The organism is Microbulbifer sp. TYP-18 (assembly GCF_040932045.1).
GTDB lineage: Bacteria > Pseudomonadota > Gammaproteobacteria > Pseudomonadales > Cellvibrionaceae > Microbulbifer.
On sequence record NZ_JBFRBC010000005.1, the window covers coordinates 84,168 to 104,966 of the forward strand.

Annotated in this window: 17 protein-coding genes; 2 read left to right on the forward strand and 15 right to left on the reverse strand. The window is 54.7% G+C overall.

The window, feature by feature from the left end; all coding sequences use genetic code 11:
- Positions 1-661: 661 nt before the first annotated feature.
- A complete protein-coding gene (locus ABVT36_RS06960) occupies positions 662-1,252 on the forward strand; it encodes a hypothetical protein (RefSeq protein WP_368455910.1) in 591 nt (196 codons plus the stop codon).
- A gap of 470 nt (positions 1,253-1,722) precedes the next feature.
- On the opposite strand, the gene ABVT36_RS06965 is transcribed toward ABVT36_RS06960, so the two are convergent.
- The 15 genes from ABVT36_RS06965 to glmU all read right to left on the reverse strand — a co-directional run bounded on the left by ABVT36_RS06965 (position 1,723) and on the right by glmU (position 17,203).
- Positions 1,723-2,115: a DUF1428 domain-containing protein gene (locus ABVT36_RS06965; protein ID WP_368455911.1), complete on the reverse strand. Its 393-nt coding sequence runs from the start codon at positions 2,113-2,115 to the stop codon at positions 1,723-1,725.
- 159 nt (positions 2,116-2,274) lie between these two features.
- Positions 2,275-2,616 (reverse strand): hypothetical protein, encoded by a 342-nt coding sequence (locus ABVT36_RS06970; RefSeq protein WP_368455912.1) that lies wholly within the window; start codon positions 2,614-2,616, stop codon positions 2,275-2,277.
- A 1,805-nt stretch (positions 2,617-4,421) separates the two neighbouring features.
- Entirely contained in the window at positions 4,422-4,892 is a 471-nt protein-coding gene (locus tag ABVT36_RS06975; protein ID WP_368455913.1) for a GNAT family N-acetyltransferase, read from the reverse strand.
- Between the two features lie 71 nt (positions 4,893-4,963).
- Positions 4,964-6,163 (reverse strand): serine hydrolase domain-containing protein, encoded by a 1,200-nt coding sequence (locus ABVT36_RS06980; protein WP_368455914.1) that lies wholly within the window; start codon positions 6,161-6,163, stop codon positions 4,964-4,966.
- A 360-nt stretch (positions 6,164-6,523) separates the two neighbouring features.
- Entirely contained in the window at positions 6,524-6,853 is a 330-nt protein-coding gene (locus ABVT36_RS06985; RefSeq protein WP_368455915.1) for a multidrug efflux SMR transporter, read from the reverse strand.
- Positions 6,854-6,968: 115 nt separating this feature from the next.
- A complete protein-coding gene (locus ABVT36_RS06990; RefSeq protein ID WP_368455916.1) occupies positions 6,969-7,163 on the reverse strand; it encodes a hypothetical protein in 195 nt (64 codons plus the stop codon).
- Between the two features lie 81 nt (positions 7,164-7,244).
- Positions 7,245-7,583 (reverse strand): hypothetical protein, encoded by a 339-nt coding sequence (locus ABVT36_RS06995; RefSeq protein WP_368455917.1) that lies wholly within the window; start codon positions 7,581-7,583, stop codon positions 7,245-7,247.
- Positions 7,584-7,833: 250 nt separating this feature from the next.
- Positions 7,834-8,169, reverse strand: a complete 336-nt coding sequence (locus tag ABVT36_RS07000; RefSeq protein ID WP_368455918.1) for a DUF6559 family protein — start codon at positions 8,167-8,169, stop codon at positions 7,834-7,836.
- Between the two features lie 299 nt (positions 8,170-8,468).
- The gene (locus ABVT36_RS07005; RefSeq protein ID WP_368455919.1) at positions 8,469-9,347 is read right to left on the reverse strand and encodes an O-methyltransferase; all 879 of its coding nucleotides are present in this window, start codon (positions 9,345-9,347) and stop codon (positions 8,469-8,471) included.
- Between the two features lie 260 nt (positions 9,348-9,607).
- Positions 9,608-11,437: a glutamine--fructose-6-phosphate transaminase (isomerizing) gene (gene glmS / locus ABVT36_RS07010; RefSeq protein ID WP_368455920.1), complete on the reverse strand. Its 1,830-nt coding sequence runs from the start codon at positions 11,435-11,437 to the stop codon at positions 9,608-9,610.
- Positions 11,438-11,488: 51 nt separating this feature from the next.
- Complete coding sequence (locus ABVT36_RS07015) at positions 11,489-12,262, reverse strand: DeoR/GlpR family DNA-binding transcription regulator (RefSeq protein ID WP_367150147.1); 774 nt, start codon at positions 12,260-12,262, stop codon at positions 11,489-11,491.
- 174 nt (positions 12,263-12,436) lie between these two features.
- A complete protein-coding gene (locus ABVT36_RS07020; protein WP_368455921.1) occupies positions 12,437-13,594 on the reverse strand; it encodes a dihydrolipoamide acetyltransferase family protein in 1,158 nt (385 codons plus the stop codon).
- Positions 13,591-14,574 (reverse strand): alpha-ketoacid dehydrogenase subunit beta, encoded by a 984-nt coding sequence (locus ABVT36_RS07025; protein WP_368455922.1) that lies wholly within the window; start codon positions 14,572-14,574, stop codon positions 13,591-13,593. The genes ABVT36_RS07020 and ABVT36_RS07025 overlap by 4 nt, the downstream gene beginning before the upstream one ends.
- A complete protein-coding gene (pdhA, locus tag ABVT36_RS07030) occupies positions 14,571-15,671 on the reverse strand; it encodes a pyruvate dehydrogenase (acetyl-transferring) E1 component subunit alpha (RefSeq protein WP_368455923.1) in 1,101 nt (366 codons plus the stop codon). Before pdhA ends, ABVT36_RS07025 begins: the two co-directional genes overlap by 4 nt.
- Before the next feature lie 170 nt (positions 15,672-15,841).
- Positions 15,842-17,203, reverse strand: coding sequence for a bifunctional UDP-N-acetylglucosamine diphosphorylase/glucosamine-1-phosphate N-acetyltransferase GlmU (gene glmU, locus ABVT36_RS07035; protein ID WP_368455925.1), 1,362 nt, complete (start codon positions 17,201-17,203; stop codon positions 15,842-15,844).
- Positions 17,204-17,425: 222 nt separating this feature from the next.
- On the opposite strand from glmU, the gene ABVT36_RS07040 reads away from it, so the two are divergent.
- Positions 17,426-20,752 (forward strand): amidohydrolase family protein, encoded by a 3,327-nt coding sequence (locus tag ABVT36_RS07040; RefSeq protein WP_368455926.1) that lies wholly within the window; start codon positions 17,426-17,428, stop codon positions 20,750-20,752.
- The last annotated feature ends 47 nt before the right edge of the window (positions 20,753-20,799 follow it).

The window sequence follows — 20,799 nt, forward strand, 5'->3', positions numbered from 1 at the left end:
TTTATTCTGACGGCGGTAGCCAGCTTATTGCATATAGCGTAAGCACCAATCAAAACACGCACTAAATTTTTCCAGCTAACCCACTGACGCTATCGACTTTCAAAGCCAAGGTGCTCAGCTCAGCAGTATGTACACATAATCGCGCCAGAGATCATTAGGGCGTTTCACTTACATGATCTCAATCTGTCTCCATTTACAATCCAAAAGAGATCAATTCAAGCTTCCTGCGAATTGGACGGGGAGAGTTGACAAGATCCTTGCGTCACTTATGGACTTCATATAATAAAAATCCGATACAATATCCTTGGTTTACGTGGATTAAACCACGATTCAATTGTTAAAAAACTGTGGGAATGAGAGCTGGCGCAAATCTCAATAGTTAGATTGAGCTAGCCAAGAGATTTGAAGATTGTTTTTATAAAGCTCCCAGCCACAAAGGCCAATGATGATCTTGAGGAATTAATATCCCGGTCACTCAAGAATGATTTGCCAGGTAAGGCATCTGCTTAAATACGAATTATATAGCACATCTGGATCAGGTATTACAGGGCTGCGCATTTTAGCTTGTATACCCAGGAAAGTTAAGGTATAAATTTTAACTCGAATTATTTCCATGTAATCGTTCGTGATTCTGTATAAAATTTATAACTTTGGATCTACTATGAGTAAGATAAGCTTACCGAGCATACTAATTCCCCTATTTTTACTAACCACGCTTTTTAGTTTGGCAGCCAGGGGCGATGACACTATAGAGTCAATATCTGGCATTGGGATTTCCTTTGATGCTAAGTCGACAACAGTGGAAGACCATCAGGTTATTCTCGGACATAAGATTGATCGTAAACTCAAAGAAGCACTAAAGACTAAGATAGTTGATAGTGGCCGATACAATGCAGACAGTAATATAAAGCTTTGGGTTTCATTTTCAGGCTATCGACTTGAGCCTGAAATGAAGCTACATGAAGTTGATAAATTGAGCGCGCATTTATTATTTGTGAAAGGCAGGAAAACTATTAAAAAAATAGATAATGTTACGGTGTATATAAAGATGAAAGATGTGTATAGTCCAAAAATCACTCACTCGGATGAACGGGTTCATATAAGTGCGGTAACTTACACGGGCATTGAATCAAGAGTAGATGGTCTTGTCAGGGCGTTAGCAAATAGAATCGATAATACAATTAATCATATCGTACCTGAAACGGATAGGTTTGGTGGTGTAAAAGGTGGATTTGGTAGATCTCGCAGGTGATGCAGATAAGGATCTATTTAGGATTTTGAAAGCCATTTGAAACTGAAAGACAGGCTGACAAATTTAGCTTGGGCCGCTAGAAAACGGTGATAATTTACGGCAGTGTTCAAAAGAAGAGCGTTCAAAATCCCATGTCAGCCAACAACCTTAGAGGCTGATGTGCTTTTCCAGTGCCCCCCGGGAAGTGGTTCGCCAGCTGTGGAAATCTGAGGCTCCCGTTTTGGATTGGATGCGTCCAGCGCTTGGAGTTTTCTGTATACCGACATTCAGCAGCTTGAGTAAGCTGTTCCCGCTGACGAACCTACCCTTGTGTTGGTCAGCTTGCGGAATTGGCGGTGGACGACTTCGACCGTGTTGATAGCGTAAAATCGCCTTACGCACCACCTATCCGCGACATTTAAAGTAGGAGAGCAGGGTGGGCCGCTTGTTGTGAATTCCAAGCGCACAGTGCGGCTTTGTGCCGGCACCTGTTATGGGGTAATCGGATTCGATAACTGAACCAGCGGCCTGAACCCACCATACATCATCCGTTTGGCATCAAAAATCGGCCTCGATGCATGGGTCAGGGGATTGATCAAGTCCTCCATCCTCGGGTCGGCTGCGACTTTCTGATTTACAAGATCACGGCCCTCACGGGATTCAAATACAACCCAGCCAAAGATGATGGCTTCATCCTCTTTTGCGCTCGCCATAGCAGCGAAAGGCCGGGTGCCCTGCAAACCAAAATCATCACCTACATATTCTGAATAATCCAGTGCACCATGTTCCTTCCAGATCTCCGCGACCTTTTCTACAACTTGTCTATAGGTGTTTAGCTGGTCGCGGGGTACGGGGAGTACAAATCCGTCGATATAGTGTGTCATATTATCTACCAATCTTATTATTGTGGGTTTATGTCTAGTCGTATAGCGATTCAAATCACCCTACAGAAATTGCTCCAATTTGTATTATTAGAGCAAGACTTGAAGCGATGGAAAACACGCCCGGCTTAAGCAGCTTGTCAGGTTCTGTTTTGGCAGAACTTAACTGTTGACTATTTCCACGGGCCCATGGTCATCGCAATGACCATCATGAACGTGATGCAAACGACCATTTACTATGTAATCCACATGATCTTCATGTGGCACAGCTTCATGTCCGCAATCAGGGCCGTGAATATGACCATCACAATCATGTACTGGCGAACATGTATTAGGGTTTTTTTCACTTACCTGAATGACATGTTCATCACAATGGTCGCCATGCGGATGATGAAGATGACCATCATACACATAGTCCACATGGTCGTTATGTCGAATTGCTGTGTGGCCACAGTCCGGACCATGAATATGCTCTGGATGAGCGTGCGTATTTGAACATTTCATACGTGTTCTCTCGCGTATTAGGCGCGTAAATTAACTTTAGATTAACTTACCCCATCATTCAAAGCAGTCTCATCTTGCGGAGAGCCCAGCCCCTTATATTGGGATTGCCATAATCGCTGTTCTGATGAATAGGCAGAAGGAATGAATTACGCACAAATTATAAAATTTTTCCTCGAAAAATCAGTTAGTTAGGGAAATTAAATGAAATCGCGAGCGATGGAGAAGCGACCAACCACAACACTATTCCAGAATATGCCACTACTTGTAACCCATTGTATTTCCGCCTTTTTTCGACGTGACTATGCCTCTAGCAGGTTGTTGAAAAAGGCATCCTGCCTGTTTCAAAACACGAAAAGCGAAAAATGTGATTTTCACTTTTCTCCCAAAATCAACGACTTAGGCGTCGTCGATTTTGCCGGAACATCCATATTCCGGTAGCAGGCGTCGAAATTCTTCTAATTTCAACAGCCTGCTAGTGGAGAGAGTGGGCCGGATGAGCGAAATGCCGGTACTTAATCCGGCGGATTTGCTGCCAAGTCGCTCTATTATCCGGGCACCAGTGTGGCCGGGGCCTCCTCCCTCTCCCTTGAGGTCTCTTACAGAGGCGGCCGGTGAATACCGGCCTCTGCAACTGCCCCTTGGCCAATCATGGGACCAATGTGAACGGCAGGTCACCCTGACATCTGGAGTGTACTTACCTTTCCGCGGCGACAACAGGGAAGGGTAAGCGCTTGGGATGCTGCCGGGCCGCAGGGACCCCAAAAAGCACGGGGGGTCAGGATCGTTTTCGTTTGGTCGGTTTCGGCGGGGCTGGGGCTGGTGTATGGGAGGAGGGGAATATGGCTTGATGGTCCGCCAGCTCCCAGGCGTGCTCCTGCAGCTCAAATAAGCGTTTGAGCCATAGGGGACGGCCGCTCTCGCATGGCTCAATTTCCAAATCCACAATATCGTCGTGGATGCCCACGGGCGTGATGATATAAAAACTTTGCAGTCGTAGTGACTTAGACAATCGACAGGGGAATACAGGCATCTTTTTAGGCTCCTTGAATCGCCTGTGACGGAGAGCCGCTGACAGCGGGATTGGCTTTGCGCCGTTTCTCTCGCCGCAGGCGCGGTCCTTGGGGAAAAGGAAAGGATAAATCCGGGGACAGGTTGCGCTGCCAGGGCGGTGCGCGGCTGAAGTAAAGCACCACACCAATGGTCGCGCTACGCCACAGGACACCCCGGCGCCAGGGGCGGGGGTGGCCAGTAGGGCCCGGCTTCAGGGGGAACCTTATTGAAGACGAGCGAATGTGTGGCGTATCATCCAAGACAGCCTCGCTAGATAGTTTCGTTATCTTTCGGGGTTAGCCATCTCTCGGTGTGTCCGCACCGGGAGGTGGCGCTTACGCCTTATTTACGCGGTCATGATGTGGTCCTTTGTTACTGTACTGTAGCTATTTTGTCGTTATGGATTGCCCGCGAGTGCTGCCGGTATTGGGCACCTCGCGGGTAGAATAATGAGGATTACAGTATTCTGTAGCTGCTTTTTATCTATTTTTTTCGCTGATATTTGGCTGTTTTTTGCTTTCTTTCTTCAGCCCGTACCGGTTTAGCGGCTGGACGCCAGGACAGCAGACCTACGGTATTCCCTTTTTGCAAATAATTCAATCAAGCGGAAACTTTATACGACAGCGGGTTTAATTTTCCATGAAAAGCAGGCAATTTGATGTAGTTGTACAGCTTTTCAAGGGGGAATATCCAATGAATGAGCGATTCCCAACCAGATTGCCTGGTTATTTGTAGAGCGACTATAACCAGGGTTGTTAGAGTTGTTTGCTGTAGATAGTGACTATTGCACCACCATAAGCCAGCACCTCCTCCTCAGTCCAACCAGCACCCAGCAACAAATTGTGTGCTTTGCTGGTGCCGGAGTAAATTTTGCGGAAACCCATAGTTGCCGCGGTATCCTCAATGCCCGCCACCAGCTTTGAGCCGAGTCCCCGGCCACGCAGATTGGGCACGACATAGCCCGCTGCAGCCCAGGGGCCCAACTTTGGCCGCACTGTTATGGAATCATGCTTCAAGGCCATAAACCCGCTCGGGACACCGTTTATGCAGGCCACCAGGCCGCGCGGTAATGCGCTCTCGCTGGCGTAGCTCTGGATATCAGCCAGGGCGTCACCGGGGCCAGATGGCCCATAGTAGGAGGGCCATTCACTTTCAAAAAACGCCGCCAGCTGAGGTATGTCCTGCTTCCTCTCATAAAGCGGCCGGATTGTGGCTCCATGGGTCATCTGCGAACAACTCCAGCGCCGACAGAGGCGTGCCGACCAACAGCATCGCCCCTGCCGGGATTGCTATAGGGTTAGGGCTTGGCAAATACAGGCAGGACCCTGGTTGAAACTTCATTCATTATCTTATCCTCCCTGTCATGACCGGTGATAACAACAACTAGGTCAAGCTTCTTCACCGCTATAATACGCTGTCCACCAGCCCTCCAAGCGAGATTAACTGTATATGTTTTATCCGTGATTGGCAGGTCCATTTGGTACCAAAAGTAGCCATAATTAAAGGTATCGGGTATCCAATCCTCCGTTGGCTTGGTGATATTACTAGTGGCCTTAGTTAAAAATTCTGCCGAAATAAGCTGCTCGCCATTCCATTGACCGCTATTGTTAACCAATCTCCCCAATTTGAGCATATCGCGTGATCTAATGCTGGAACCACTCTCCGCAATAGGCAAACCATTAATATCGTTTCTCCAGCCGTAAACGGTAATTCCAAGTTTTGCCAGTACCTCATCCCTGATGAAATCTTCCGCAGTTCCTGGGACCACGCGATCAAGGATCTGCATTGTAATCCGCGGGTCGGAATCCTGATAGCTGAAAGTTTGAGACTGGGGTGTTATAGCTGCACTGTATTTTAGAAGCCCCTGGACAATATTATAACCTTTTGTTTTAGAGCTGTTATCCATGATGAGTCTTAGCTTTTCATCATTTAATCGAATGCCGGAACGCATACTCATTAAATGATTCAAAGTAATATTTTCCGCACCATCCAGCAGTTGATCAGGCTTAAGTTCTTGAAAGAAATAACCTATAGGTTTGTCCAGGTCCGCCATAGTGAGATACCCCAATTGGACGGCTCGACCAATAGCTATTGACAGGTAGGACTTGGTGACTGACGCTTGGAAGTGAGGGAGGTTCAGGCGACCTTTCTTGTAATACGATTCAAAAACCAGTTTGTCTTTATGTGAAATGAGCAGGCTATCATAATCCCCATGTTTATCACGCCCTAGCTCACGAGCAAGTGCAATAATGGAATCTCTGCTGTTACCACCAGATAACAACCCGCCAACCGTAATACCATCCGTAGTAGCGGATGGGTTTGAATCTATATAGGCGTTATCCAAATCCGGTAGTGTTTGCTCGAAAGAATAGGATAAGTTGTTGACGTCAAATTCCGATATCTCTGGCGCGCTCTTACTGCCACTTTCAGCAATGCTGGCAATACAGAATAAAGTAATACTTGCAATTAGGCTATTATGTATCAAATTGATTTTCATAATTTTCCCCGTTTAGCAAAATTAAAATTTGTTATTCCATAAATAAAATGCCAATAAAAGAAATACTAAGGTTAGAGATTACTATTGTTGCTATGGGCTTGCGGCTCACAATTGGAACCTGAGAATTTCTATAAGCTGTGAAAATACTCCGTAGAAATCACATTTAGAGGCATTTTTTTGTTAATTAGTTCTGGGTACATGTAGAGATCTCAGTTTTAACTTTTAGTATTCTGTGCCTCTCTTGTGAACAGAAAAACCATGCAGGATAGCGATTACTGTTCAGCAGACAAGACGTTTTTTTGGATGTTTCATAGAAGCCACGCTTTTATGGTTAAACTCAACTTAAGTCAATCATTATGTTTAATGTCCAACTGTATTTGAAAATACATTCATAACAACCACACCGCCGATAATCAGCAAACTCCCTATGACAGCGGCGAAATCCAATTTTTGACCGAAAGTAACTAATCCTACCAGGGAAATCAAAACAATACCCAGACCCGACCATATTGCATAGGCCACGCCAACGGGGATGGTTTTCAAAACCAGAGACAAAAAATAGAAAGCAACACCGTAGCCAACGATTACGATAATACTTGGGGTTGGCTTTGTGAACTCATCAGACGCTTTGAGCGCGCTGGTTGCTACAACTTCAGCGATAATTGCAATTGCCAGATATATGTATCCCATATCCTTCCCATATGAACTATAGAATTCGGCCGCTCACCAGATTCATGTTTTGTATAGCGTTTACTTATATGACGAGCAAGTTATTTCATTTCTCGTTTGGCGGCCGATTTCTGTTCTATGTGAAATCAAAAAACGCCCCCACTGCTACTCCGAATGCAATAGACAGCGCAATACTTTGGGCCAAATCGCCAGATGAAGCTCCGTAGGCAGTTCCTACAGCAACACCAATGGCGGCGCCGATTCCGATTCCACCACGGCGTTTTTTCGTAGGTTCTTTATTCTTATTTATAAATTTTAAACTCCAACTCAAAGCGAATTATCCAATGCTAATCTCGAAAAACGGCGGGAAGTTTGTCCGACTGCCTTTGTTTGTTATGTGATTCTAATCTGTTCAGCTGCCGCTCCCAGATATCACTAACTCACCTGATTTATTTAAAAACTCTAATTTACCATCAAGATACAGTAAGTATTTTCCATCATAGGCCCCGACTTCATAACCTTGATGGTGATACGGGGTTTTACCATCTGTACCTATTGCGAATACATTTGTTCCAAGATATCTAGACTTATCCCCGGTTGCTAGCTCGGTGATTATAAAAAGCCTGGGTTCACAGGTCACTTCGCCTTCTTTGCATGGGTCAATATCGACTCGATAGGTATCTGTTGTAAGTGATTCAGCACTGGTGACTGAACAGGCGAAAAACAATGCAATTGATAGAATGTATTTCATAGTTTATTCATATGATTTCTAAATCATCGGTCCACCGATGCCTAGTGTAGGCCGCCCTGCTCAGCCAGCGGCTGGGCAAACCTGGCTGGAGTATGCCGGGATGGCGGCTTTATCCAATTACACCGCTTGCTTATCTGAGCGAAAGTTAAGGCGAAAGCCTATAAATCGTAACTGCAAGAATAAAACCATTGCAACCAGTACTTTGTTTATTATTAACACCCCATGTCAATTGCCTACATCGGTTAAATGTTTAGTCTCCACCGCCTCCGCCACAATCACCTGCACCAACATCACCAGAGAAGGCTGTTGCGTCGGAGAACCCAAAGCTGGCATTGCCGCTAAAGCAAAGATCCGCTACTTCTTGGTGTAGTGCTTCATAATTGCCGGATGATACTTCATTGAAGGATGCCTTATCGCAGAACATCGCATAAGCATGATCAATATAGTCAGAGGAGCAGCCTGTATTTTCAACAGCCGTGCCCACTTGGCCAGGTGTATAGGTTTCGGAGTAACCATAGGATGTTACTAAAAATGGCGGGAGCCTCTTAGCAATTTTCTTTATCGCTCGATTACTACCTATTTTCATTAAGAGTCCCATATTTGACACCTTGTAGTCATTTTATACCTGGCTAGGACGGCTGGCTGTGGGTCTAACTAATTTTACTGGCGGTAGTACTTAGCTTTGTTAAGGATAATCCCTGACCCGATGCTACTTAGTTTATATACTGCTATGCTAACTGCATAAAATGTATAGCATAGCAAACCAACCACGCTACCTAGCAAGAGTGCGGCAGTTCTAAAAACCAGGGTTGTACTTCGGAACAAGGAGCATCAGTATCCCAATTAAAACAACCCAAAATTTTGAATGCCCTCGTTGCCCATTGCTTACAATGGCAGCTTAAACCTCTCTTTAGTATTCATGGTCTTGTCAATTAAGGCTATACCCATAGTGTTAAGGTCAATTGACGCTGAAACCCGTTCATTGTTTTCTATTTCCATCCAAGCTTTTCTCATTCCTGATGACCAAGAGATATCGTCAAAAATAATGACTGCTGCATCTGATAGATAGGGCATTACCTGGTTAAAGTATCGGATAACTGCATCATGATCATGATGACCATCATTGAAAAAGAAGTCGATAGGTTTGGATGTTTCAAAAACACCGCTAAGGGTTTCGTGAAAAGGGCCTGTCACAACAGATGCATTCTTGATCCCAAAGGTTTCAAAGGTATCCTTTGCAATATTGGCTATCTCATCTGAGCCTTCAAGTGTAATAATGTATCCTTTACCATTAATCTTTAGAGCGGAAGCTTGATAAGAGGCTGAAATTCCAACGCAGGAGCCAAGCTCTACACAAGCTAACGGTTCCAGTTTGCGTATCATCTTGAAAAGAATAGTTGCCCAGAATTGAGGTTTACTCGCCGCAGTGATTTCGGATACTAGTGCTGTTGATTGCACTCCTATCTCCATTTCCTTCTTTGTTCTGTTCGAATTTGGCGAGCCTGCCCCATAGTCAACTACAGCAATTTTTTTATCCGAATTAAGCAGAAAATTTCGTCTTTTTTCAATCAAAGAAATGGCTTGCTTTTCTTCAGAAGAAAGATTATGGGCTAAAGACTCTTGAATGGCGGCCCCTATCGCTTTTAATTTAAGGTTGTGATGTAAGGTGAGGTGAGTTAAAGCCCTTTTTAAGTTGTGTCTCCTCACAAATTGGAGAGGTAATTTCAATCCTTTCTTTAACATTTTTTTAAGTATGCTGATCATTTTATTTCCCTAGTCGTTTACGTTTGTGATGCACCACATTCTTAGGTTGGTTGCGTTGGTCACTATTATTCTGACTGCTCTTTCGGAGGCTATTCTACGTTATTTTAGAAAGAAATTTTAAGAAATCAGATAATTATATAAACTTGAGGGATCACCAACCTAGAGGATCGGCTGACAGTCTCGCTTACTATTAACCCGGCACCTAAATAAGCTGCTAGGTTAATAGTCGCTAGCCAGGCTCTATTGTAACTGTGTAGGAATTATTCCACGGTAACGGACTTAGCCAGATTCCTGGGCTGGTCCACATCGGTTCCCTTCAGTAGTGCCACATGATAGCTGAGCAGTTGCAGGGGCACTGTGTACAAAATGGGTGCCAGGCTTGCGGGCGCATCCGGTACCTCGATCACAGTGACGCCGGGCTCACTGGTGAAGCCGGCATTGGGACTGGCGAATACGAACAGCTGACCGCCCCGGGCGCGCACTTCCTGCAGGTTGGATTTTAGTTTTTCCAGTAGGTCGTTATTTGGTGCCACAACAATCACCGGCATATCCGCATCCACCAGCGCCAGTGGGCCGTGTTTCAGTTCCCCGGCGGGGTAGGCCTCGGCGTGGATATAGGAGATTTCCTTGAGTTTCAGCGCGCCTTCCAGGGCGATGGGGAATTCGACCCCCCGGCCCAGGAAGAGTGCGTGGTTCTTTTCCGCAAAGGCCTCGCTGGTGTGCTGCACGGTTTTGTCCAGACGGGTAAATTCCTCCATCAGGTGCGGCAGCTGGCGCAGGGCGCCCACCAGTTCGGCTTCCCGCTCGCTGGAAAGGCCGTTGATTTTGGCCAGGGCAATACAGAACAACTGCAGCGCAACTAACTGAGTGGTGAAGGCCTTGGTGGAGGCGACACCGATTTCGGGGCCCGCCTCGGTCATCAGGGAAAGTTCGGACTCCCGCACCAGGGAGCTGTTGGGGACATTGCAGATGGCCAGGGTGGCCAGGTAGCCCAGGGTACCGGCCTGGCGCAGGGCGGCCAGTGTGTCCGCGGTTTCGCCGGACTGGGAAATGGTTACGAACAGGGTTCCGGGTTGCACGGCGGTATTACGGTAGCGGATCTCACTGGCCACTTCGACGGAGCAGGGAATCCCGGCCCAGTCCTCCAGCCAGTAGCGGGCCACCATTCCCGCATGGTAGCTGGTGCCACAGGCGACAATCTGTACCTGTCGCACTTCTGCCAGTATCTCCTGTGCGCGGGTGCCGAGCGCTTGCGGCAGCACACTGTGGTCGCCAATGCGCCCCGCCAGGGTGGCCTGTACCACTTGCGGCTGCTCGAAAATCTCCTTCCGCATAAAGTGCCGGTAAGCGCCTTTGTCGGCGGCATCGTGACCGCCATCCAGCTTGTGCACCGGGCGACTTACCTCTTCCCCCCGGGCATTGCGCACGGCGATACCGCTGCGGCACACCTCCGCAACATCGCCCTCTTCGAGGAAGATAAAGCGGTCGGTCACCTGGCGCAGCGCCATGGGGTCGGAGGCGATAAAGTTTTCCTCTATACCAACCCCAAGCACCAGGGGGCTGCCGGAGCGGGCACAGGCCAGCACTTCCGGTTCCTCGCGGCTGACTACGGCCAGGGCATAAGTTCCCTCCAGTATCCCTGTGGCCCTGCCGAGGGCATCCACCAGGCTGTGGCCCTCGCTGGTGAGGGAGTGGATCAGGTGGACGATCACTTCGGTGTCGGTGTCGGAGTCAAATTGGTAGCCCCGGCCCTGGAGGTCGGCGCGCAACTGCTGATGGTTTTCGATAATGCCGTTGTGCACCAGGGCGATATGCCCGGATATATGGGGATGGGCGTTTTCATCGGAGGGTGTGCCGTGGGTGGCCCAGCGGGTATGGGCGATACCCTGGCGGCCCTCGGCGGGGGCCGTTTGCAGTTTGGCTTCCAAATCCGCCACCTTGCCCTGGCTCTTCCGCAGCTGCAGCTGGCCGCTGTCATCCCGCAGACACACACCGGCGGAGTCGTAGCCCCGGTATTCGAGACGGCGCAGCCCCTCCAGTAGGATTCCAGTCACATTGCGCTGCGCCAGCGCTCCGACAATTCCGCACATAGCAGACCTCTTCTGTCATCTCGCCCGGTATGGCTTCCGGGGGTTTGTGTTTTAGTGTGAGTGAGTATTCGCTTCGGCGCAGACTACCCGGATGCCGAGCTTTTCAATCTGCGCCCGGGCCTCTGGCTGGATGCCGTCATCGGTCACCAGGATATCCACCCGGCTCCAGGGCAGCTCCAGATTGGGGATGCGCCGGCCCACCTTGCTGGACTCCGCCAGCACCACCACTTCGCGGGCCACTTCAGCCATGACCCGGGACAGGCCCATCTGTTCGTTGAATGTGCAGGTGCCCCGCTCCAGGTCTATGCCGTCGGCGCCGATAAAAGCCCGGTCAAAGTCATAGCCGCGCAGTACCTGTTCCGCCACACCACCCTGAAATGCCTCGAAGTGGGGATCCCAGGTGCCACCGGTCATCAGCAGCGTGGGTTCCTGCTCCAGCTCCCGCAGGGCATTGGCCACATGCAGTGAGTTGGTCATCACTACCAGCCCCCGCTTGTGGTTGAGTTCCGGGATCATGGCCGCGGTGGTGCGCCCATAATCGATGGCGATACGGTGATGATCGGGTATCAAGGCGGCGGCGGCCCGGCCGATGGCACGCTTGATTTCCGAGGGGGCCTCCTCGGTCACCAGTTCCCTGGGCAGGGGTATGGCCCCACCGTGGCGGCGCAATAGCAGGCCGTGGTGCTCCATGGCGGTGAGGTCCTTGCGGATCGTAACTTCTGAAATACCGAACTTGCGCGCGCACTGTTCCACGCTGACTTCACCGGTTTCCTGCAACATGGCGAGAATCTGGTGGCGGCGTTGGGCGGTATTGCGCTTGGACATGGGGACTGGCAGTTGCAATTTAGGTTTCATTTCGAAACTTTAGAATAGCAAACTGAAACTTCAATGACCAGTCCGGCGTCACTCCTTTGCAGGTTGTTGAAAAAGTCTCCGTTGGCTTTCCCGGACCCGGGCCTGCGACGCAGGCCCCCGAAGCCGCTGCAGCAAACCGAGCGGTTACCCGCCCGATTTACGACCCGGGCTTCCCTGTTCGGGACCGGACCCCAGGGCATCAACCAGTGCCTTGAGGAAACGCGCCAGCTCGCCACCGGTGATGGCGCGGTGGTCGGCGCTGACGGACAGGGGCAGGGCCGGCCGCACCGCAGCCTGCTCGCCGACTGCCACCACCGATTGATAGGCGCGGCCGGCGGCGACAATGGCGACGGTGGGCGGCATCACCACGGGGGTGGCAAAGCGGCCGGCGAGGCTGCCGAAGTTGGATAGCAGCAGGCTGGCATCGCGCAGATCCTCCTGCCTGATGCTGCCGGATTGCGCCTGGGCCTTGTAGTTCTCGATGCCCTCCAGCAGCGCCTCGTCAGACTGCGCCGCCACGTCCCGCAGCACCGGCACATAGAGCCCTTTCGGCGCGTCCACCGCCAGGCCGATATTGAGCGTGCCTTTGACAAGCAGCTCGCCCGCCTCGTAGGTGGCATTCATGTTGGGCTCTGCCTCCACAGCTGCCTGTACGGCCCGGATCAGGCGCAGTGTGGCGTTTTCCCTGCGCCACCAGCTGGAGATATTGACCTCGTCACACAAGGTCATCTGTGCCACCTGGTCGCGACTGCGGCTCATGGCGAGGGCCATGGCGCGGCGGGCCGGGGAGGTGTTTGCGGCGGAGCCACCGGCTGTCGGGGCTGCATCCGCTGCCGCAGCCCCTTGCGGTGCTGCGGCCCGCACCTCGGCGGCGGTCAGGCGTGCGGCCGAGGGATTGAGCTCTGCCAGCGAGACGCCCAAACGCCGCGCCAGTGCGCGCACCGCGGGTGTGGCCCTGTGCCGGGTTGCGCGGATGGGTACCGGCTCGGCACCCAGTAGTTCGCGGCTCTGCTGGATTCGACCCACCACGGTTCCGGAATCGGAGTTGTCAGCGGAAGTTTGCTGTGCGGCCTGGGCAAATCCCACCAGGGGCCGGCCCACGTCGACAGTTTCCCCGGCGGCGGCGAACAGCTTTTCTACGATTCCGCCCCAGGGGGAGGGTACTTCCACCAGCGCCTTGGCGGTCTCGACGCTGACCAGTGTCTGGTGGGCGGCTATCTGGTCCCCTTGGCCGACGTGCCACTCGCGAATTACCGCGTCGGGCAGCCCCTCGCCCAGGTCCGGGAGGGTGAATATTTTCATCTTGGATACTCCAGTGCCGCGCGAACCCCCCGCAGGATCCGCGATTGGTCGGGGAGATATTGATTCTCCAGCTGGTAATAGGGCATCACCGTGTCGTATCCGGTGACCCGCTGCACCGGTGCCTTGAGCAGGTCGAAGGCGTACTCGCCGATCTGCGCGGCAATTTCCGCACCCAGGCCGCCAAAGCGGGCGGCTTCGTGCACCACCACGCAGCGCCCGGTCTTTTCCAGCGAGTCGATAATGGTATGGATATCGAGAGGTTTTAGAGTAGCGGGGTCGATCACCTCTGCCTCCACGCCCTCGCCGGCCAGTTCTTCAGCCACTTCGAGCGTCTCCCGCAGCGCCGCACCCCAGGCGATCAGGGTGATGTCACTGCCCTCGCGCAGCACGAAGGCCCGGTCCAGGGGCAGGGGCTCACCACTGTCCGGAACCTCCTGCCGCGCGGCCCGGTAGATGCGCTTGGGTTCCAGAAACAGCACCGGGTCCGGGTCGCGAATCGATGCCAGCAGCAGGCCGTAGGCCCGCGCGGGGGAGGAGGGCACCACGACCCGCAGGCCGGGCACATGGGTGAAAATGGCCTCGGTACTTTCCGAGTGGTGCTCCGGGGCGTGGATACCACCCCCATAGGGCGCGCGATAGACCACCGGGCAGGAGAGGCGCCCGCGGGTGCGGTTGCGGAGCCGGGTGGCGTGGCTGAGGATATGATCCAGGCCCGGGTATATAAAACCCATGAACTGAAATTCCGCCACCGGCCGCAACCCCTGTACGGCCATTCCCACGGCGATGCCCGCGATCATGGTTTCCGCCAGCGGTGTGTCTCTGACCCGCTCTTCGCCGAAGGTCTTTTGCAGGCCTTCAGTGGCACGAAACACCCCACCATTGGCGCCCACATCCTGACCGAAAACCACTACCCGAGGGTCTCTGCGGAGCTCGTGGGCGAGTGCCTGGGTGACCCCCTCCACCAGGGTGATTGCTGTCATGGGGCTGCCTCCTCGTTGCGCAGCTCTTCATACTGCTCTATCAGGGCTTCGGGGAGTTCCGCGTACAGGTGGTCGAACATGGCGGTGGCGCTTTCCCGGGGCCGTTCGGCATAGTTGTGCAGTGCCCGCTCGCAGACCTCCGCCAGTTCACGCTGCAGCTCGCCCTCCAGCTCATCGCTCCAGTCGCCGGTGCCGCGCAGGTAGGTGCCCAACCGGACCAGCGGCTCACTCTGCTCCGCTTCGTGTAGCTCCTGTTCCGGCCGGTAACGCCGCGCGTCGTCGGCGGTGGTGTGGTCACACAGCCGGTAACTGGTGGCTTCGATCAGGGTGGGCCCCTTGCCGCCCCTGGCCCGCGCCACTGCGTCGGCCACCGCCGAGCGCACGGCGATCACGTCGTTGCCGTCCACCTGGAGTGCGGAAATACCCGCTGCCACGGCTTTCTGGGCGATGGTGGGGGTGGCGGTCTGGCGGTGGCGCGGCACCGAGATGGCCCACTGGTTGTTGTTGATCACGAAGACGGCGGGCAGCTGCCAGACCCCGAGCAGATTGAGTGCTTCGTAAAAATCGCCTTTGGAGGTGGCGCCTTCACCGGCGCAGGACACGGCTACCCGCGCGGGTTCGTCCAGTCTTTGATGTTGGTATTTCAGCGCGAAGGCGATGCCGGCGGCGTGGAGCAGTTGGGTGGCGATGGGTACGCAGAGCGGCAGGTCCCGCGGCGCGTGGCGAAAACCCTGTCCCCGTTCGTCCCCGCCCCAGATAGCGAGGATTTCCTCTATCTCCACCCCTCTTTCCAGCAGTGCCCCGGTTTCGCGATAGTAGGGGCAATAGATATCCTCTGTGCGCAGTGCGCCCCCGACGCCAACACCTATTGCCTCCTGGCCCAGGGTGGAGGGGTAGGTGCCCAGCTGGCCGGTGCGCTGCAGCTTTACCGCCCGGTCATCCACCAGTCGCGCCAGCGCCATCTGCCGGTACAGTGCCTGCAGAGTGTCGGGGGTGGCGAAGCCCGGCAGTGGCTGGGTGGCCTGGCCGCGCGCATCCAGATATTGCAGCCGGGCGATATCGAACGAGGCAACCAATTGCATTTTTGGTTTGTGCATCGGACCACTCCTTGTTTTCCGATGCGACAGTGTACTGGAAGGGTGGCGGGTGAACGGTTGCGTAAAGAGGGTTTAGCTGCCGGATTTTTTTCTTTGCGACGGTTTTCGCGGCACGCTGGGGCAGTGGCGGAGGAGCGGCGTTAGATCCGCCGCCTTCCCTATGGCCGGGATCAGGTCTTTTTGACGGGCCTCTGCCAGCCGGAGACATTGCGCTGGCGGCCGCGCGCCACCGCCAGCTCCTCGCTGCCCACTTCGCGGGTGATGGTGGAGCCGGCGCCCACTGTGGCGCCATCTCCCACTTTAACGGGCGCCACCAGCGCGGTATTGGAACCGATAAAGGCGCCGTCACCGATTTCGGTGAGTGACTTATTCACACCGTCGTAATTGCAGGTGATGGTGCCGGCACCGATGTTCACCGCCTCGCCGATCACCGCATCGCCTACATAGGAGAGGTGATTGATCTTGCTGCCGGCACCCACCCTGGCCTTTTTGGTCTCCACAAAGTTGCCCACCTTGGCGCCGGCTGCCAGCTGGGTGCCGGGGCGCAAACGGGCGAAGGGCCCCAGGGTGCAGGCCTCCCCCACATCGGCATCCTCGATGATGGTGTTGGCCTCCACGCGGGTAGCGTCTCCCAGGCGGCAGTTCCTCAGCAGACAGTTGGGGCCTATCTGTACACCCTTGCCCAGGGTGACAGCGCCCTCGAAGATGCAGTTGATATCGATGGACACATCGGTACCACACTGGAGATCACCGCGGATATCGATTCGCGCCGGGTCCAGCAGGGTGACGCCGGCATTCATCAGCGCCACGGCATTGGCCTGCTGCAGGGCGCGTTCCATTTGGGCCTGCTGGGCGCGGCTGTTGACGCCGGCCACCTCCAGGGCATCGCTGGCGCGCACGCCGGTCACGGGGATTTCCTCGCTGACGGAGCGGGCGATAATGTCGGTCAGATAGTACTCACCCTGGGCATTGTCACAGGACAGCTCGGGCAGCCAGCGCGACAGCAGCTCCGCCGGGGCCGCCAGGATACCGGTGTTCACCTCGCGAATGGCCAGGGTATCCGCATCTGCGTCCTTCTCTTCCACGATCGCCAGCACCCGCCCGGCGTCATCGCGCACTATGCGCCCGTAACCGGCGGGGTTGGCCATTTCCACCGACAGCAGCGCGGGTCCCCTGTCCGCCGCCGACAACAGGGACTGCAGGGTGCCTGACTTCACCAGTGGCACGTCGCCGTAGAGCACCAGAACCGTGGCGCCGCTGCGGAAGTGGGGGATCGCCTGGGCCACGGCGTGGCCGGTACCCAATTGCTGGGCCTGTTCCACAAACCGCACACCGCTGTCAGAAAAGCCCTCCCGCACCTGCTCGGCGCCGTGTCCAATCACTACCGTGATGTCCACTTCCCCCAGTTGCCGGGCCGTCCCTATGACCCGTGCCAGCATGGGCACACCCCCGATAGGGTGGAGCACCTTGGGCAGGTCGGAGCGCATACGGGAGCCTTTGCCGGCGGCGAGAATCACTACATCGATGGTCATATTCAGCCTGAAACTCGGGTTGAGGAGGGTTGGGTGCGGGCATTGTGGCGATTCACTTCCGTGAACTCAAGCGGCCTCCCGGTTCATCACGGCAGCCGGCGGTTCGACGCAAGCGGATTGCCAGTACTCACCAATCCCGTTAGTTTAACCGGCGCAAATCCACTGTTGCACAGAAACACTAACAACTGTTGGCGCGTAAAACGCGGCACAAGGAAACCATTGATGACGACTATCAAGCAGAGCCGATTTGGCCACACACTGCTGGGGCTGGCGGCACTGGTGCTCAGCCTGCCGCTGGGGGCCGCAGAGGAGACTGAAAAACGGGAGGAACAAAAGGGCGAGACCTGGGAAGTGAACAAGCCGTCCTATCCATTCAACCCCATCCAACTGGACACCCGCGAGGTCACCTGGAGCAACCTGGATATCAGCCCGGACGGGAAGACCATCCTGTTCGATATGCTCGGCGATATCTACACAATGCCGGTGGTTGGTGGCGAGGCCGTGGCCCTGACCAATGAAATCGCCTGGAATATGCAGCCGCGCTTCAGCCCCGACGGCGATAACATCGTTTTTATCAGCGACCGGGACGGCGCCGACAATATCTGGTTGATGGATCGAAATGGCGAGAATCTGCGCCAGTTGACCACGGAAAAGGAAAACCTGCTGCACTCGCCCAACTGGAGCCCCGACGGCCAGTATTTGGTGGCGCGCAAGGGCTTTATGTCCGGGCGCAGTATTCCCGCCGGTGAAATCTGGATGTATCACTTCGGCGGCGGTGAAGGGCGCCAGTTAAAAGAGCGTATCGGTGGCGAAATCGCGCAGAAGAATATCGCCGATCCGGCTTTTTCCCCGGACGGGCGCTACGTCTACTACGCCATCGACACCACTCCTGGCACCGTGTGGGAGTACAACAAGAATTCCACCCAGCAAATCTTCGCCATCAACCGCTATGACCTGCAGAAGGGCGAAGAGGAGACCTTCGTTGCCGGTCCCGGCGGGGCTGTGGCGCCGGTGCCATCCCCGGACGGCAGCAAGCTGGCCTTTATCCGCCGCCAGAACAACCGGACGGCACTTTTCCTGAAGGACCTCAACACTGGCCTGGAGACCCCGGTTTACGCGGGCCTGGAGCGGGATCTGCAGGAAATCTTCGGCTCCCACGGCAACTATGTGCAGTATGACTGGATGCCGGACGGAGACTCCCTGGTTGTCTGGACCGGCGGCAAATTCCTGCGTATCGCCGCGGACGGCGACTCCGTGGAGCCCATTGTGGCCCATGTGAAAGTGGAGAAGCAGGTGGCCGACGCGGTGCGCTTCCCGGTGGAAGTGGCCCCGGAGACCTTTGATGTGAAGATGATTCGTTGGGCGCAGAAATCCCCTGACGGCAAGCAGGTGGCGTTCCAGGCTCTGGGCAGGATCTACATCCAGGATATCGACAGCGGTGAGCGCCGCCGGTTGACCCGCCAGAATGATCACTTCGAATTCTACCCCAGCTGGTCCCGCGACGGCCGCGAGATCACCTATGTGACCTGGGACGACGAAAAACTCGGCCATGTACGGGTGGTTTCGGCCCGCAATGGCCGCGGCAGGAACGTCACCAGCCAGCCGGGACTGTATGTGGAGCCGACTTTCTCCCCCAGCGGCGATACGGTGGTGTACCGCCGTTTTACCGGTGGTTATCTGCTCAGCCCGGAGTATTCCCTGGAGCCGGGAATCTACCTGGCGGATGCGGGTGGCGACTGGCAGCGCAGGGTGGTGCAGTCCGGCTATGAGCCTCACTTCGGCGCCAGTGACGAGCGCATTTATTTCTCTGAATATGTGCGCGCCAACGGCGGCAAGCGTGTGTTGAAGAGCACCAACCTGGAGGGCAAGGACGAGCGCGAGCATCTGCACGGTACTGAAATTACCTCCTTCCGCCTCTCACCCGACGGCAAGTGGGTGGCCTTTACCCAGGACTTCAAAGCCTTTGTGGCTCCCTTTATGCACACGGGCAAGTCCGAGGTGATAGGTCCAGACAGCAAGGCCGTTAAAGTCACCAAGGTGTCCAAGCGCGCCGGTGAAAACCTGCACTGGTCCGCCGATAGTGACACCCTGGGCTGGGCCCACGGCCCCAAGCTGTTTGAGCGCCAGTTGAAGGATGCCTTTGGCTTTGTGGCCGGTGCCCCGGAGGAGCTGCCGGAACCGGTGTCCGAGGGCATCGACCTGGGCTTTGTGCAGCCGTTCGACAACCGCGCCGGCCTGGTCGCCCTCACCGGCGGTACTGTTGTCACCATGCGCGATGCGGAAAACACCCGCGAAATTATCGAAAACGGCGTTGTGCTGTTCCGCGGCAACCGTATTGTCGCGGTGGGCCCCGCCGCTGAAGTGGAAATTCCCGCGGCGGCGAAACGTATCGACGCCACCGGCAGAACCGTACTGCCAGGACTGATCGATGCCCATGCCCACGGCGCCCAGGGACGCGAGGAGATTATCCCGCAGCAGAACTGGAACCTCTTCTCCAGTCTGGCTTTCGGGGTAACCACCATCCACGACCCCTCCAATGACAGCAGTGAGATCTTCTCCGCCGCGGAGATGCAGAAGGCGGGCCTGATTACCGGGCCGCGCATCTTCTCCACCGGCACCATTCTCTATGGCGCCAAGGGCCCCGGCTACAAAGCCAAGATCAACTCGCTGGAAGATGCCCAGTTCCACGTGAACCGCCTCAAGGAAATGGGTGCTATCTCGGTGAAGAGCTACAACCAGCCCCGCCGGGACCAGCGCCAGCAGGTGCTGCAGGCGGCCCGCGAGGCCGGCATCATGGTAGTGCCTGAGGGTGGTGGTAAGTACCAGCACAATATGAATATGGTGGTGGACGGACACACGGGCATAGAGCACTCCCTGCCCATCGCCCATGTCTATAGCGACGTGGAGCAGTTGTGGGGTCAAACCCGGGTGGGCTATACGCCCACCTTTGTGGTGGCCTATGGCGGGCTCTGGGGAGAGGAGTACTGGTATGACCGCACCGAGGTGTGGAAAAACCAGCGCCTGACCCGCTTTACTCCGGATTTTATCGTCAATCCGCGCTCCATCCGCCGCCCCACGGCGCCGGACGGTCACTATAACCACTTCAATGTGGCCCGCCAGGCCAAGCAGTTGCGGGACCAGGGCGTTACCGTCCATATCGGCGCCCACGGGCAGCGCGAGGGCCTGGGTGCCCACTGGGAAATGTGGATGATGGAGCAGGGCGGCTTCACCCCCTGGGAGGCCTTCCGCGCCGGTACCATCGACGGCGCCCGCTACCTGGGTATGGACGGCGATATCGGCAGTATCGAGAAGGGCAAACTGGCGGATCTGATCGTGGTGGATGGCAATCCGCTGGACAACCTGCGGCTGTCAGAAAACATTAGTTACACGGTGATCAACGGCCGCGTGTTCGAGGCGGAAACCATGAACGAAGTGGATGCTGGCGAGCGGCTGGCGTTCTTTCACGAGCGGTTGCCTATCAGCGCCATGCCGGCGCCAACCGCGGAGGCAATTCAGAAAAAAATGGAGCGCCACCACTGGGTGCACTAACAGCCTGCTGTCCCGAACAGGGAGGTTCGGGTCGCATACCAAGCTGA

Bases quoted from the DNA above. Each gene is read 5' to 3' on its own strand.
- ABVT36_RS06960 (WP_368455910.1), top strand. From the start codon at position 662: ATGAGTAAGATAAGCTTACCGAGCATACTAATTCCCCTATTTTTACTA.
- ABVT36_RS06965 (WP_368455911.1), bottom strand. From the start codon at position 2,115: ATGACACACTATATCGACGGATTTGTACTCCCCGTACCCCGCGACCAG.
- ABVT36_RS06970 (WP_368455912.1), bottom strand. From the start codon at position 2,616: ATGAAATGTTCAAATACGCACGCTCATCCAGAGCATATTCATGGTCCG.
- ABVT36_RS06975 (WP_368455913.1), bottom strand. From the start codon at position 4,892: ATGACCCATGGAGCCACAATCCGGCCGCTTTATGAGAGGAAGCAGGAC.
- ABVT36_RS06980 (WP_368455914.1), bottom strand. From the start codon at position 6,163: ATGAAAATCAATTTGATACATAATAGCCTAATTGCAAGTATTACTTTA.
- ABVT36_RS06985 (WP_368455915.1), bottom strand. From the start codon at position 6,853: ATGGGATACATATATCTGGCAATTGCAATTATCGCTGAAGTTGTAGCA.
- ABVT36_RS06995 (WP_368455917.1), bottom strand. From the start codon at position 7,583: ATGAAATACATTCTATCAATTGCATTGTTTTTCGCCTGTTCAGTCACC.
- ABVT36_RS07000 (WP_368455918.1), bottom strand. From the start codon at position 8,169: ATGAAAATAGGTAGTAATCGAGCGATAAAGAAAATTGCTAAGAGGCTC.
- ABVT36_RS07005 (WP_368455919.1), bottom strand. From the start codon at position 9,347: ATGATCAGCATACTTAAAAAAATGTTAAAGAAAGGATTGAAATTACCT.
- glmS (WP_368455920.1), bottom strand. From the start codon at position 11,437: ATGTGCGGAATTGTCGGAGCGCTGGCGCAGCGCAATGTGACTGGAATC.
- ABVT36_RS07015 (WP_367150147.1), bottom strand. From the start codon at position 12,262: ATGTCCAAGCGCAATACCGCCCAACGCCGCCACCAGATTCTCGCCATG.
- ABVT36_RS07020 (WP_368455921.1), bottom strand. From the start codon at position 13,594: ATGAAAATATTCACCCTCCCGGACCTGGGCGAGGGGCTGCCCGACGCG.
- ABVT36_RS07025 (WP_368455922.1), bottom strand. From the start codon at position 14,574: ATGACAGCAATCACCCTGGTGGAGGGGGTCACCCAGGCACTCGCCCAC.
- pdhA (WP_368455923.1), bottom strand. From the start codon at position 15,671: ATGCACAAACCAAAAATGCAATTGGTTGCCTCGTTCGATATCGCCCGG.
- glmU (WP_368455925.1), bottom strand. From the start codon at position 17,203: ATGACCATCGATGTAGTGATTCTCGCCGCCGGCAAAGGCTCCCGTATG.
- ABVT36_RS07040 (WP_368455926.1), top strand. From the start codon at position 17,426: ATGACGACTATCAAGCAGAGCCGATTTGGCCACACACTGCTGGGGCTG.